General features: G+C 45.8%; 8 protein-coding genes. All 8 read right to left on the bottom strand.

The window, feature by feature from the left end; translation table 11 throughout:
• Positions 1–9 precede the first annotated feature (9 nt).
• Positions 10–432 carry a 50S ribosomal protein L13 gene (gene rplM / locus JCM14374_RS08915; RefSeq protein ID WP_054696416.1) on the bottom strand — a complete coding sequence of 141 codons (423 nt, stop codon included), beginning with the start codon at positions 430–432 and terminating at the stop codon, positions 10–12.
• Between the two features lie 355 nt (positions 433–787).
• Complete coding sequence (gene truA / locus JCM14374_RS08910) at positions 788–1,531, bottom strand: tRNA pseudouridine(38-40) synthase TruA (RefSeq protein WP_054696242.1); 744 nt, start codon at positions 1,529–1,531, stop codon at positions 788–790.
• Between the two features lie 319 nt (positions 1,532–1,850).
• Entirely contained in the window at positions 1,851–2,969 is a 1,119-nt protein-coding gene (locus tag JCM14374_RS08905; RefSeq protein ID WP_054696238.1) for an alpha/beta fold hydrolase, read from the bottom strand.
• Between the two features lie 49 nt (positions 2,970–3,018).
• Positions 3,019–3,933 carry an acyl-CoA synthetase family protein gene (locus tag JCM14374_RS15300; RefSeq protein WP_054696235.1) on the bottom strand — a complete coding sequence of 305 codons (915 nt, stop codon included), beginning with the start codon at positions 3,931–3,933 and terminating at the stop codon, positions 3,019–3,021.
• Complete coding sequence (locus JCM14374_RS15295; protein WP_054696232.1) at positions 3,870–4,793, bottom strand: AMP-binding protein; 924 nt, start codon at positions 4,791–4,793, stop codon at positions 3,870–3,872. The genes JCM14374_RS15300 and JCM14374_RS15295 overlap by 64 nt, the downstream gene beginning before the upstream one ends.
• 266 nt (positions 4,794–5,059) lie before the next feature.
• Positions 5,060–10,237, bottom strand: coding sequence for a cadherin-like beta sandwich domain-containing protein (locus JCM14374_RS08890; protein ID WP_083453989.1), 5,178 nt, complete (start codon positions 10,235–10,237; stop codon positions 5,060–5,062).
• Positions 10,238–10,728: 491 nt separating this feature from the next.
• Positions 10,729–11,385, bottom strand: coding sequence for a hypothetical protein (locus JCM14374_RS08880; RefSeq protein WP_054696224.1), 657 nt, complete (start codon positions 11,383–11,385; stop codon positions 10,729–10,731).
• Between the two features lie 155 nt (positions 11,386–11,540).
• Positions 11,541–14,201, bottom strand: coding sequence for an S-layer homology domain-containing protein (locus JCM14374_RS08875; RefSeq protein ID WP_054696219.1), 2,661 nt, complete (start codon positions 14,199–14,201; stop codon positions 11,541–11,543).
• Positions 14,202–14,414 lie beyond the last annotated feature (213 nt).

The following is a 14,414-nucleotide window of genomic DNA, read 5'->3' as shown; positions in this document are numbered from 1 at the left end:
CGACCCTCCTTAACCTCTAAGCTCGCGAATTTCAGGTTTTTGAGCCTGGTGGGGATGTTCGCTGCCCTTGTAAACCTTGAGTTTACGATACATTTTGTCCCCCAGGCGATTATGTGGAAGCATTCCTTTTACTGCAAGCTCAATAGCTTTTTCGGGCTTTTTCTGCAGCAAAGTGCGATAATCCATTTCCTTCAGGCCACCGGGATAGCCGCTGTGATGGCGGTACATTTTTTGGTTTAATTTATCGCCGGTAAGCTTGATTTTCTCAGCATTGATAACGATTACGAAATCCCCGGTATCAACATGCGGGGTATAGATGGGTTTATGTTTTCCTCTTAAGATGGCGGCTACTTCGGAAGCCAGACGACCCAATGTCTGATCTGAGGCATCTACCACATACCATTTACGGTCGACTTCCTCGGCCTTGGCCATATAGCTTTTCAACGTCTTCCCCTCCTGTAGCTAAACGATCATGGCCTTTTCTACCTGGTCACCAACCTGTTAACGGGGCGGAAACAGGCACAGGTATAAAGACTGCCTTTATATGATAGCCAAAATCCAGCCCGCTTGTCAATAAAACCCCGGTAAAAATTTAAAAGTACGATTCAGCACAGATGCACACAGATGATTTCACAGATAGACACAGATTTTATTTTAAAAAATAAATGCAGTCATTCTCCTGACATTGCACGTTTTGATAGCGCACCACTTTTAAATTTAATTACTTTTTTATGTCGATTATGGATTCATCAGTGTGTATCTGTGTAAAATCTGTGTTTATCTGTGGTTAATTTTCCGGATATGTTACGTGCACCAGGTAGAGGCCTTGCGGGGGGGCGGTGGCTCCGGCCCGGTTGCGGTCGCGGGCAGCGATTATATCGGCTACTTGTTGGGGAGTATATATTCCCCGGCCCACATTTAGAAGCGTTCCGGTGACTATGCGCACCATATTATATAGAAAGCCGTTAGCTTCTATTTCCAGCTTAATAAAACCATCTTCTTCGATTACATAACATTCTGTGACCTCGCGTTCAAACGTCCTGGTCGCAGAGCCACTGGCACAAAAAGAACTGAAATCATGCAGCCCTTTAATATGCTGACAGGCTTGATTCATTGCTGCCAGATCCAGAATTTCATCATTACAATAGGCATAACGGCGATAAAATACGGCCCCTTCCCGTTGTCGGTAAATCAAGTAACGGTACCGTTTTTTCACGGCATGAAAACGGGGGTGAAAATCGGGACGAGCTTCTTCACTATGTACTATTATAATATCCGGAGGCAAAAAACTGTTTAAGGCAAAACGCCATTTCTCGGGGGGGATACTGGAGTTGGTATCAAAGGCGGCTACTTGCCCCAGGGCATGTACTCCAGCATCGGTGCGCCCCGCAAACATCAAGGTGGTTTTTTCGCCGGTAAGATTTTGGATGGCTTTCTCCAGCTCAGCCTGTATGGTGTGAGCATTTTGCTGGATTTGAAACCCATGGTAATTACTGCCGTCATATTCTATGACCATCCTGATTCTGCGCAAACACCCATCCTCCAGTTTAGATTAACCTTAAAGTTAGGGACCCGATTAACCACAGATAAACACAGATTTAACACTGATGTACACAGATAATTATTTATGATTCAACCTAAAAAGGTACTGTATTATCAAAGCTCTTAGTGAAAAGAATATGATTGCGTTTTAGTTTTTAATTAGAATCTGTGTCCATTTGTGAAGGACATCTGTGCAAATCTGTGGTGAATCACTCATTTTCCCAAAAGTAATACCGGTATATAACCGGTATAATAATATTGTTCTATTATATGATAAATATCGCAAATGCTCTCATGCAATATGCGGATTATATAGCCAGCTTTAATACCTCATTCACCGCGGTCCAATCTTCACGCAGGGCTTCAGTTCCCATCAAAGTGCCTATATGCCCGCCTTCAGTCAGTATTTCCACTACATCCTCGGGCGGTGTGCTTACCAGGTTTTTCAGGGCAAAGGCCTGCGGCGGCGGGGTAATATGATCTTTCTTGCCAGCCATAATGATAACCGGGCAAGTGATATTGCGCAAATCTACGGGCTTGCCATCCAGAGAAAAACTGCCCGGCTTGGTAAGCTTATTGCCTTTAAATATGTGTTTGATTATATCCAGGTAAAAACGACCCGGCAAATACTGGGTATACTCATACCAATTCTCAAAATGGATAAATCGCTTAATGGCGTCTTCGTCCCCGTCCTTAATCATCTGCCACAGTCTGAAGTATTTGCGTACATAATGTTCCTCAGCCTGCATATTTTTAAAGCCCCAGAGAATGAACTTGCCGTTCATAAGTCCATTGCCCCGGGCCACCAGGAACTCAAAAAACTCATCCGGCAGCTGGGCATTGTCCACGATTTCCGAAGGAGCGGCATAAAGGTCAATAGGCGCAGCGGCTGTTACCAGGGTCGATATTTTATCCTGGTGCAGGGAGGTATAAATAGCCGACTGCCATCCTCCCTGACACTGCCCCACTATGTGTATTTTATAAACCCCGGTGCGTTCACGAATCTGGTCTACAGCCTCATCGGTTAGGCGAATATAATCATTCATTCCCAGGTCCTTATATTCAGGAGTTGCTGACAGCCAGTGGCAAACGTACACATCATAACCATACTGGTGAAAGACCCTTACCAGGCTTTGAGCCGCCGAATAGTCAGCCAAATTAGAATGGTGTCCGGCTTGAGGAGGCAAAATCAGGACCGGCCTTTTTTCCTCACTTTTTTTCCGCCGGTTGGGAAAATGCCTGAGACGCAGGGTTTGATTCTCATAGATTACGTTATTCACTGTCGACCAACCCTGATCAGAATGCTGTATACTGTCCAATATGCTGTAATAACGATAGGCTTTGAGAAATTCCCGATAAAAAGGGTTTACTTTTAAAAGATAGTCGTGGGTGATATCCAGCAGTTCATCCATATTATCGAATTTCATTCACACCATTCCTTTCCGTCTTCGGCTCAATCAACAGGTGTATAATGTTCTAAAACTGAATCTTATTATCCACGATGTCTTTATATACCTCCGGGGTTAGAGGCATAATGGCTTTTTTCACCGGGTCCAGGTAAAACATAGGGTCTTTGACCACTTCAGGCGAGAAACCGTCTTTCTTAAAGTTCATTTTCCAGTCCTCCAGTAATTCATCCCCTTCGATCTGGTCAATGACACGGAAAAACAGGGGCCGGGCATGCTCAGGCATACGGTTGTTCAAATATTGCAGAAACTTGGGCCATTCCATCTTCTCTCCTTCGAGGAACTTAATCGCCGCCATACCGCAGCGACCTTCAAATCCCGGTATTTTCACCCCGTAAACCGTCGCATCTTCTATTGGACCAAAATATTTCATAATAACATCAGCTACCTGATGGGCAGACACGGTTTTGCCTTTCCAGCGGTAGGCATCCCCCAGGCGATCCACAAAGGAAATGTATTCACCCTCGTCAAGTTCAACCAGATCATAGGTATTAAAATATTCATCGCCATCCTGGAAGGCATTTTTGACTATTTTAGCCTGAGTGGCTTCTTCATCGTTGATATAACCCGTAAACGGATTCAAATCATTGATTTCACAGAGTAATACCCCCACGCGGCCTGGTTCACATTTTAAAACGCGGCCATTATCATCGCGCATTAATTCACCGGTATCAAAATTGCACCGGGCTACTTCTCCCTGGCGCATGCCTCCCAAAGTAAGGTTGCCGCATTTGTCCAAGACTTCCTCATGGTTTATAAAACTCCCCACTCCCTCAGTAGTACCGTAAATTTCTATAACATGCCGCAAATTAAAACGCTTGCGAAATGGTTCAATCAGACCGCCCCACATGCCGTTGCAAATTACAGTATCCAGCGGATTATCTGCATCCCCGGCAGCTCCGGCAAACTGTAAATATAGCGGCACATTTCGCCCACACCTACGAAGTAATCAGCCTGGTACTTACGGATGTCATCCCAGAACTGGTGCACCGAAAAACGCTTCTTTATAACCATACTGCAGCCGTTGACTGCCATACTGCCAAAACAAACATTGAAACCGCTGTTCAGATGCAGCGGCAGACTCATATATAAGACCCTATCACCATTCATATGGCAAAAAGCGCCGGCTTTATGTCCAACGCTTAAAAATCTCTTCTGCAAGACCGGTACCGCTTTGCGGTCTCCGAAGGTCCCTGCGGCAAAGATTATGGCCAGAATATCATCACTGTTAATATCAGCAGTGACAGGAGGATTATCCTCAGCAGCTGATTTTAAAAGTTTATTCAAATCTTCATAATGTTCGGGTAGCAAAACCGCCTGGTCTTCCGTTTCCACCATAAGGCGGGCCGGGAAGTGCAGCCTTATCCTCTCAGCTATGGTCTGGTATAGTTCCACGAATTCATGCCCCATGATAACGGCCTTGGCCTCAACCATATTGATTCCTGCCGCCAAAACTTCGCCCCGCACCTCGCTGTTAATAAGCGCGACGATCACGCCCAACTTGCTAAGGCCGACCACCGCTGTCAAATACTCGGGGCGGTTTGGCATGAGCAGGGCTACTACATCACCTTTCTTAAAGCCCTGGTTGAAAAAATAATTAGCATAGCGATTGGCCAGCTTATTAAATTCCTGATAATTTATTTTACGTTCTTCATAATAAATGGCTGTATGCAGAGGTTTATCCCGGGCTAGCTTTTCGATTTCCGCACCCAATGAACGGGGCTGGGTTCTGGCCAGGTCTTTGATAGCATTAACATGGTAATCCATTGTCTGCTCCTTATTCATTGCTCAAACCCCCACTATAAATTATTACGGTATTCCCTGCCGGCAATATGGCATCTTGCCAGAAAAATCAGAAACTTTAACCCTTATTTCGCTATCCAGGATGTTTTTCCCTGCTTTTACAGGTCCGCATTCCCTGTTTTTTTGTAATCTTTCTGTGCTCAAAATGCAAAACATGATTAACCTGTCAGTTAAGCCCTGCGTGAAAAAATCCCCTTTCTAAAGGGGATTCATGGTTTTTGGGTGCTATACTTGGGTACTAATACTTTTTATTTTATTATCCTAATAATTATGCTGGCCGCTTCGGCCCGGGTAGTTTTGGCCTTGGGCCTAAAACTCCCGTCAGGATAACCCTTTATTATGCCTGCAGTAATAGCTGCAGCCACGGCCTCCCTGGCCCAGCCTGAAATCTTGATAAGATTTTTGAAATTTTTAATTTCGCTGACAGGGGCAATTTGGGCTGCTTTAAATATCATTACCGCCATCTCTTCGCGAATGATGTTTTCATCAGGACCAAAGTTATCCTCATTAAATCCTTTAATAATTCCTGCTGCATAAGCAGCGCTGATATAATCTTTGGCCCAGTGTAAATAGGAATCTTTAAAGGTTTTACCTGAAGAAGGTTGCAATCTTAAAGCTTTCACCAGTATAACCGCAAATTCGGCCCGGCTGATAATTTTGTCAGGTTTAAAACTACCGTCCGGGTAGCCGCTTATTATTTCCATGTCTATTAGTTCTTGAATTGTCTTTTCTGCCCAGTGCCCGGAAATATCATTTAGTTCAACGCCTTCACTATTGGCAGAGACTGCTAACGATGGCTGTATTGTTGGGACGGCGGCTGTTCTCGGAAAGGCTATCAGGGCGAATTTAGTTAAGTGGTTTATTTCACCGCTGCCCTGTTGAGTGGTTTTGTCAATCATATTATTATCCAAAGGAACCCAGCTTTGCTTATCGTTATCATAATAACATATTTTAAGATCATATTTGCTTTCATCTACACTACTAGGATCAAATTTAATGCTGATGGTTACATTTTTCTTGAAATTGCAGCTTTTATCCTTAACGATTTCCATAACATCGCTGATTATTTTGGCCCCATCAACAAGCTTGAGCCAACTGGTATCGACAACCCTGCTGATTTCTACTCTTATACGTTCTTCCACCGCACCGGGAGGTATGGTTACAATTACATTTAACCCAGTTGCACTGCCGCCTCTAGAATCTATAACTCCGTTATTACCCTGGGGTGAAGAATCGCTATTGTTGTTAAGTCGGATAACAATAAGGTTATAGTCTTTTAGGCTGCCATCCTGGGCGGTAACCCTAATAACCACATTATTGTTACCTATATTTAAATTTATTGGCCCAAAAGCTGACCCGCTGATCGCAGGGGTATTATCTATTGTGACTCTGGCATAAACTGATTCGGCCACGGTAGCGGTAATATTAATACTTGTATTATTTGGGGTCACATAGGCACGGTATGAAGTTATACCGGGGGCAAATGTTGGGATCAATCTTCCCTGGCTGAGGCTTAAGTTGGCCAGATCGGCATTGCTTAAAGGTTTGATAGCGCGGTTGGCATTTATGGTATAGGTCTGACTGCTGCCATCCTGGGCGGTTACATTAATATCAATGATATTGCTACCGTGGTTGAGGCTGATAGGCCCGAAAGGCACTCCGCTGACTGTAGCCTGATTGTTTACAGTCACAGCTCCGTATACGTTGTCCGATACGGTGGGGGTGACGATGAGTCGATCTGCGGTGTAAGGCAGATTTACACTATAGTTCATAACAGCAGGATCAAACGCTGGAATCAGATCACCCTGACTGAGGCTCAGTTCTGAAAGCCTGGCATTGCTGGAAGGAGCACGATGAACCGTTAGTGTATAACCCTTAGTGGTAACATTATCCTGGGCGGTTACGGATATAGTTATAGGATTGGCCCCTATTGCCAGATTGACAGGGCCATAAGGTACACCCCTAAAAGCGATGTTGCCGTTTATAGTTAATGTAGCATAAACACTCTCAGTTACACAGGTTACATTCAGATTGGTTATTTCATTGCCGACTACGGCGGTGTAGTTAGTAGTTCCTGCGTCAAAGCCGGGAGACAGTATGCCGCTGCTTAGGCTCAAACCTGACAGGTCGGCATTGCTGGAAGGAAGTCGGGTAACGGTTAAGGTATAGGTTTTGGTTGTTGTCATATCCTGGGCTGTTATTAAAACTGTTATTATGTTGTCTCCCACATTTAAGTATATGGGATTGGAAGCAGTGCCACTGGTGACAATACTCTCATTTACTTTTACTGAAGCGTTGCTGTCATCTAGAGTGGGAGTTATGCTTACGTTTGCTATATCGTTGTCCACACTGGCGGTATATGTAGTAGTTCCTGCATTAAAACCCGGAGACAAAATGCCGCTGCTTAGGCTCAAACCTGACAGGCCGGCATTGCTGGAAGGAAGTCGGGTAACGGTTACGGTATAGGTTTTGGTTGTTATCGTATCCTGGGCTGTTATCAAAATCGTTAGGGTATTGGGCCCTACCACCAGGTTGATAGGTCCATAGGGTGCCCCGTTAACGGCAGCATTGCCGTTTATCTTTACAATTGCGTTACTGTTCTGTGTTGTGGGGGTTATGTTTATACTGCTGACCAAATTAGCAACACTGGCAGTATAGCTGTAATGACCAGCAGAAAATCCAGGATTCAGTATGCCTGAGCTGAGATCAAGCTTGGATAAATAAGCGTTGTTTGAAGCCGCGCGGGTGACGGTGACATTATAGGTTTTTGTTATACTTGTATCCTCGGCTGTTACCAGGATTGTTATGAGATTATTACCCACATTCAGATTGATCGGACCATAGGCTGCACCACTTGCAACATCATTGCCGTTTACCTTTATATTGGCTGTAAAATCTTGCCCTGTGGGGGTTATTTTGATGCTAGTTACACTATTAAGAACACTGACATTGTAGCTTGCATAAGCAGGGTTAAAACCTGGTGTAATCGTGCCATCACTAATAGTAATGTTGGAAAGGTTAGCATTTGTAGATGGTGGATGAACGGTAACGGTGACAGTCCAGGTCTGGATGCTGCCATCCTCGGCTGTGATAGTAAAATTAACAGGATTGGTAAAGTTTAAGGGTGTTCCGTAGGTATAATCTATAACCGCCGCTTCCGATATGCCAATCGTAGGTATCAAGCTGCTGCGGTCAGTGCCATAGGCCACTTCGATGTTTACGGTATGGGCAGTAGTATTTATGGTCGCTGCCCCGGTCTGCTGAGGAAGGGTAAAGGATATAATATCACTTTGGCTGCTTAGAAAACAAACCCGTGCTACGAAGGCATCAGATTGTCCACCATTAAAGCTGGTATCGGGCCCCACAACGGGTTGAAAGTTATAATTGTCGGTAGAACCTGCTACATATATTCGACCGCTGTTGTCTAATGCTATCCCTTGACTGTGATGGTTTCCTGAGGTGCCCATGATATATATGAGGTAATCGAGTGCCTTCCCATCATCCTTCACCCGTGCAACAAAGGCGTAACAACCGCCGGTTATATATGCCCGGTTATTGCTGTCAATCACAATACTACGGGCAGTAATTTCATTTATATAGCCACAATATTCTAAGTTGCTTCCATCAGAAGTTATGCGAGCAACAAATACCTGCACTCCGCCATTAAAACTGGCGTTTGGCCCGACTATAAAGGGAAAATCCGCTGACCATGTATCTCCTGTTATATAAGCCCGTCCGCTGCCATCTACCGCGATGCCAAAACCCTCATCATTCTGAGAACCGCCGATATAACTGCAATAATCTAGGGCGGTACCATTAACATTGACCTTTGCCACAAAAGCATCCCGATTCCCGTTATAGCTGTTGTCAAATGCTCCCAGACCAATTGGAAATCCACTGTTAGACTCTGTATTTCCTGTTACATATGCCTGCCCGATACTATCTACAGCTATACCTCGTCCGATATCATCCCCTGAACCGCCAATATAGCCACAGTAGTCCAGCGCGGTGCCACTTGCGTTTATCCGGGCAACAAAGGCATCACATCCTCCATTGTAGCTGCTATCCAGCCCCCTAACACTGGCAGGAAAGTCTGCTGACTGTGTATAACCTGTTACATATGCCTGCCCGGTGCTATCAACCGCGATACCTTTACCCCAGTCTGAATTTGAGCCTCCGATATAACCGCAATATTCTAATACTGAACCATCAGGATTTATTCGAGCAACAAAAGTATCATACATACCCTTATGAGTAATACACAGACCTCCGCTGACAGGGAAACCAAGATTTTGGGTCGAATTCGTAGGTCCAATTACATAGGCCCGCCCGATGCTGTCCACTGCAATTCTCTCGCCCCATTCACATTGTGAACCGCCGATAAAGCCGCAGTATTCAAAAGCCGTACCGTTAACATTTACCCGGGCCACAAAAACATCTGGGTTGCCATTATGGCTATCATCTAATGCTCCTGCGCTGACGGGAAATCCTGTACCGTCATCCGTACGTCCCGTTACATAAGCCCGCCCTAAGCTGTCCACCGCTATACCACTACCCCAGTCCATTCCGGATCCACCTATATAGCCACAGTAATCTATTACTGCCGGGTCAATAATAAGCTGCTTGTTTGTATCGTAGGTGTTCAGATTGAATCCCCATTGGGTATTATCTTGTTGACTTTGGTTCAGGCAATAACTGACTTTAACTGCAGACCGCTTTCCTGACTCTACCTGCCAGGCAAGGGGGGCGTCATCGGCGAAACTGCCCAGGGGGGTCTTAATTTCCATCTGGCCCTTTTGGTTGACACTGACCTGTTCCGCGCCCCGCCAGGCCAGGCGGATATTCGCAGGGTCGGCTCCTGTCTGAACAATGAATTCATATTTCAAGGTACTGCCTTCACAGTAAAATACGAGATCGATGCCTGGCCACAGGTCCGCGTAGACCAGCCGGGTATAAGTGGGGAGTCCGGTTTTCCATTTATCTTTTTCACCTTTGAAATAGGATATTTGGGTTTCAGCCTTTTCCTGGCCCCGGGGAATTACGCCAGGGTAGGCGTCTATGAAGTCGAGCTTCACGGTCCAGCTTCGGGGAATGTTTTCCGTTTTGTCTATTCCGAATGGGCAGCCCCGTTCGGGTTGCTCAGGAAAATCCGTTTTTTTCACAAAGGTCATAGTCATGCCCTGCGAAGTGAAGTACACACTGCCCTGTCTTCCCTGTATGTAGTAGGAGACTTGTTTATCTGTCTGACCCTGATTTTCGATAAATAGCAGGGGCATATTAACTAATAATCTTTCAACTTTAGCCTCGGTAGTAGCATCGGGAGGAGCGGAATTATTAAGGCTGGAATAGGGAGATGAAAATGAATTGGTTTCTGTGCTAAAACCGGGTGTATCTGCAGCGGACAAGGATATGGCGGGTAAAGGCAAAGGGGTAGAAGCAGAACTTCCTGCTGGACCAGCATTAGCTCCTGCAGCAGGAGTAGTATTTACTATTGGTATGGCATTAGCATTGATGGGTGGGGAAGGGAGATTCTGCCGGCTTGCAGGGGCATGGGACACGAGCCCAACAGAATGAGCAAGGCCAAAATGACCATGGTTAATCTCCCTAGTTTCTTTCCACGCCAGTACCCGGTTATCCCTATCATAATATCCCCTCTCGCCTTAATCAGCTTATCCCGGATTATATCTTACATATATTACTTACACTTCTATTTACTATCAAATATAATGTATTATATTTTAATTACAATATCAACCATAATATCTAAAATTATATAGCCATTAGATATAAAAGATGATTTAATCCGCTTAAAAATTCTACTTCACCAATTTCTTTTCGCGCCATAAACCATTCCCGTGTATTTGTCCAAAAAAAAGCCCCCGCCGAAGCGAGGGCAAAAAATTGGTTTTACTGTTTTTTAATGAACATGTGCTGCTGATGTCCTGGGAATGCTATTGGCATAATTTGTTCCATTACCTAAAGCTTTAACATCAACTGTAAATGATCCGGTTACTCCATTCATTCGGTAATCAAAATCATACCAGTAAGCAGTAGTACTTTCGATGTTTTGGCATTCAACTACATTACCGTCTTTTTTAAGTATGACCTGATAGCCTGTTTCATTGTCTATATTATTCCAGTAAATAACATGTCCTGTTATTCCTCCCCACCAAGGATCTGCTCCTAAATCAAGTTGTACCACGGTCCTTTCCTCAGATGCATCCGAAGCCAGGCCATCGATATAATCAGTACCAGAATTTATCGCCTGGACAGTTACGCTATAATTGCCTGCTCCATTCAATGCAATAGTACCGCCAAAGGGATGTGATATGCTTCCTGCAGTTTTTGTAACAGTTTCTAATGGTGCTCCATCCTTCAGTAAGGTTACCGTATATGACGTTTCGTTATCCACATCCACCCAGTTAATAATACCTGTATCGGTTGTCCAGGTGGGCTTAGCAACTTTGTTTAGTACTGTCATTGGCGTTGAACTATCAGAAGCCGGGCCATTCAGGTATGCGGGATTATTGCTTATAGCCTGAACAGTTGCAGTATAAGCCCCGGCAGCAGACATATCACTGTCAGGTATAAATTGCGGACTGCCAGCAAAGCTGTAGGTCTTTGTTCCACTAGGCCCCGTTAGTACAACTTGATAACTAGAAGCGCCTGCAACTGACCCCCAGTTCAACTGTCTGGTTTTTGCCGTCCATGTTGGTGTGGCAACTTTATCTAGAACAATAATATGGGTAGAAGCAGCTGAAACTTGACCATCGACATATCGGACCCGTTCCCTTTAGCTTGAACAGTAGCATAGTATTCTCCCGGAACTGTCAAACTGCTGCTCAGGTCTTTGGTAGTACCGCTTGTAGAGAAGGTACCTGATAGGGTATCTGGAGTGCCAACCTTGTAAAGCTTTACCTCATAACTGGAAGGTGCAGTTGTTAATGCCGTCCAGTTCAAGTTAGTTCCGGACCAACTCAGGCCCGTTACCTGACCCAGCAGTGTTTTTGCACCCGATTGGGCTGATATCGGTCCATCAAAATAGCTGGTTCCATCACCAACTGCTTGTACAGTAGCGGTGTAAGTATGCCCGGTGCTCACTCCAGCGAAAGTGCATGTTTGTACGCCTGGGCTTATATTCTGGGTTTCAATTGCTGTTGTCCCGCCATCCTGATATAGACTGGCTGTGTAACAGGTGGCATTGGATACATCGTTCCAGCTAATTTGATTACTTGAAGTCCAGGTCGGGGTACCTACCTGAGCCAGGAAACTGCGCGGTGATGAGGCCGCAGACTCAGGTCCATTACCATAATAGTCAGGTGCGGTCATACTGCCGACAGCTGTGACTTTGGCCGTATAGGCACCAGCTCCGTTGGCTATGATGTCGTTGTTTATCTGGGTGGTAAAATCAGCTTCCCATGAACTTGAAGCCACGGTGGTCTGATATACAACCGCAGCCCCTTTCAACAGTTTGACAAGATAACCTGAAGCGTTGGGGACTGTATTCCAGGAAATCTTACGGCAGTTGGGAGATGGCTGCCAGGCTACGCCCGTAACTTGACCCAATGGGTTGTAAACAGTTACGTTAAATGTGCCGCTGCCGTTGGTATAGCCGGTTTTGCTGGCAGTTATCGTTACAGTGGTTTTTCCGGCTGTGATGGGATATATATCCAAACTGTTAATTGTCGGTGTTCCCAGGCAAACAATGCCAGGAGTGCCATATACGGCAGTTACTACATCCGCTGTTGGGCTGGTAGTGAAACTTACGGTCTGATAGGTTGCGCTGTAAACAGACATACTAACATCACTTAATCCGCTGATACTGACGTAAGGCGTATAACTGCCGCCGCCTCCGGTTCCGCCCGAAGCGGGGGTAGTCGGCACTGCTCCGGTTTGAGCCTGACTCAAAGCCTGATTTACAGTTTCAACTATTGATGTGCTTGGAATCGCGGCTTTTTCTCCCGGGGCTATCTGGGTCTGAATGGATTCCTGGTTGTTCTGGATGGCTTCCGCACGGCTCTGCACCCAACCCTTTTCTTGAGCCCAGGCGCTCTTTTCAGAAGCGGACATTACTGTAGGAACAGAGGGAGTTCCGCCTGCTGAACCTACCGTACTGGCTTGTCCAGGCGCCAGCGACTGGCTGCCCCCTCCTGCTGTCATGCTGGCATCGCCTTCCAAAAGAGAAGTGGAACATGACGATGATGAGACCGTATTACTCCAGAAGCTGCCTCTGATAGCGGCAATACCCCAGGGCATATCCACCTTGACTTTAACCTTTTTTTGTTCAGCGGTCTTGTACCAGGGTGCTTCTTTATCATTGGCAGCCAGCATCCTGGCAAGTCTGTCTCCCAGGCTGGCTACCAGAGACGATATTTTACCGCGAAGATCATCCGCCCTGGCGGTTTCGGGATTAGCATTTATCCTGGAAGCCAGAGCGCCGAAGATTTTGCCTTGTTTTAATTCTACGTTCAAGCTCTCCACTGCGGTTCCAGGATTTCCATCAGCCTTTATGTAAGCCCGGCCTTTGGATTCCTTTATTACAAGTATAGTATTGCTTTTCAATAATAAACCGCTGCCGTCCGGGAAAGTTATTTCTGCCTCCCCTTTATCGCCAGTATCTATAATGTCACCTGTTTTTAGAACCGCAGCCCCGCTGGCGTTTGCAGAACCTATTTTAACATCCCCGCTTTTAACACTAAGGCTGGGGCTAAGAGGAGTCTGGTATAAACCGGGGTCTTTTGTCAGCAGTATGGCTAAAGCCCGAGCCAGATCCCCGCGGCTAAGATCAGCATCCGGATAGAAATTCTTCTTGTCCGAACTTAACCCTATCATTTTAGCCTCTAGAGCCGTAGCGACCGAAGGCGCTGCCCAGTGGTCCTTACTCATATCGAGTAAGGCAGGTAATTCAGCCTGATCCATTCTCTGTTTGGACAGGCGCAAAAAAAGGCTTATCCCCTGGGCACGGCTGAGTTTTTGCTCAGGCTTGAAAGTCCCATCGGGAAAGCCCTTGAGATAACCCGCTTCACTGGCTGCCGCTATGCTGGCAAATGCCCAGTGGGAAGCAGGCACATCCTTAAAAGTGGTGGTTTGCTTGGTCCCGGTTTTTATCCCTCCAGCTTTAACCAGGAGTACGGCTGCCTGGGCTCTGGTTAAAGCTTCCGCCGGATGGAAACCTCCATCGGGAAACCCTTTGATTAGATCCCTTTTGGCAGCATAATTAATGAATACCGCATTGCCGTCCGCAGCCTTTACATCAGGAAACAACGGCACTACTGCGGGAAGCTGGCTGTCAGTTTTGGGAGGATCGACCGCCAGTGCCGCCGCACAGGCAGACAACATTAAGGCTAGAACCAGGCCCAAAACCACAGCTCTTTTAAAAATTCCCCTCACTATACAGTTTCACTCCTTTTTTATACTTATAAAAATATTATTCTACTATTGTTTTTATTTTCCTCCCCATAGTTTCTATAAATCGCCAATAACAATTTGCGGATTATAAGTTATATCACTGTATTGTTGATTAGAGTCTTTTCTGCCCGCCTGCTGCCTGATCTGGTTCAGGTTAAAGGAACCGGACGCCAAAAACCAGGTGTCAGGGTGTCA

The sequence above is a fragment of the Syntrophomonas palmitatica JCM 14374 genome, assembly GCF_001311885.1.
GTDB lineage: Bacteria > Bacillota > Syntrophomonadia > Syntrophomonadales > Syntrophomonadaceae > Syntrophomonas_A > Syntrophomonas_A palmitatica.
The sequence above is the reverse complement of the archived record's forward strand: the minus strand, read 5'-3'. Positions and strand labels throughout refer to the sequence as shown.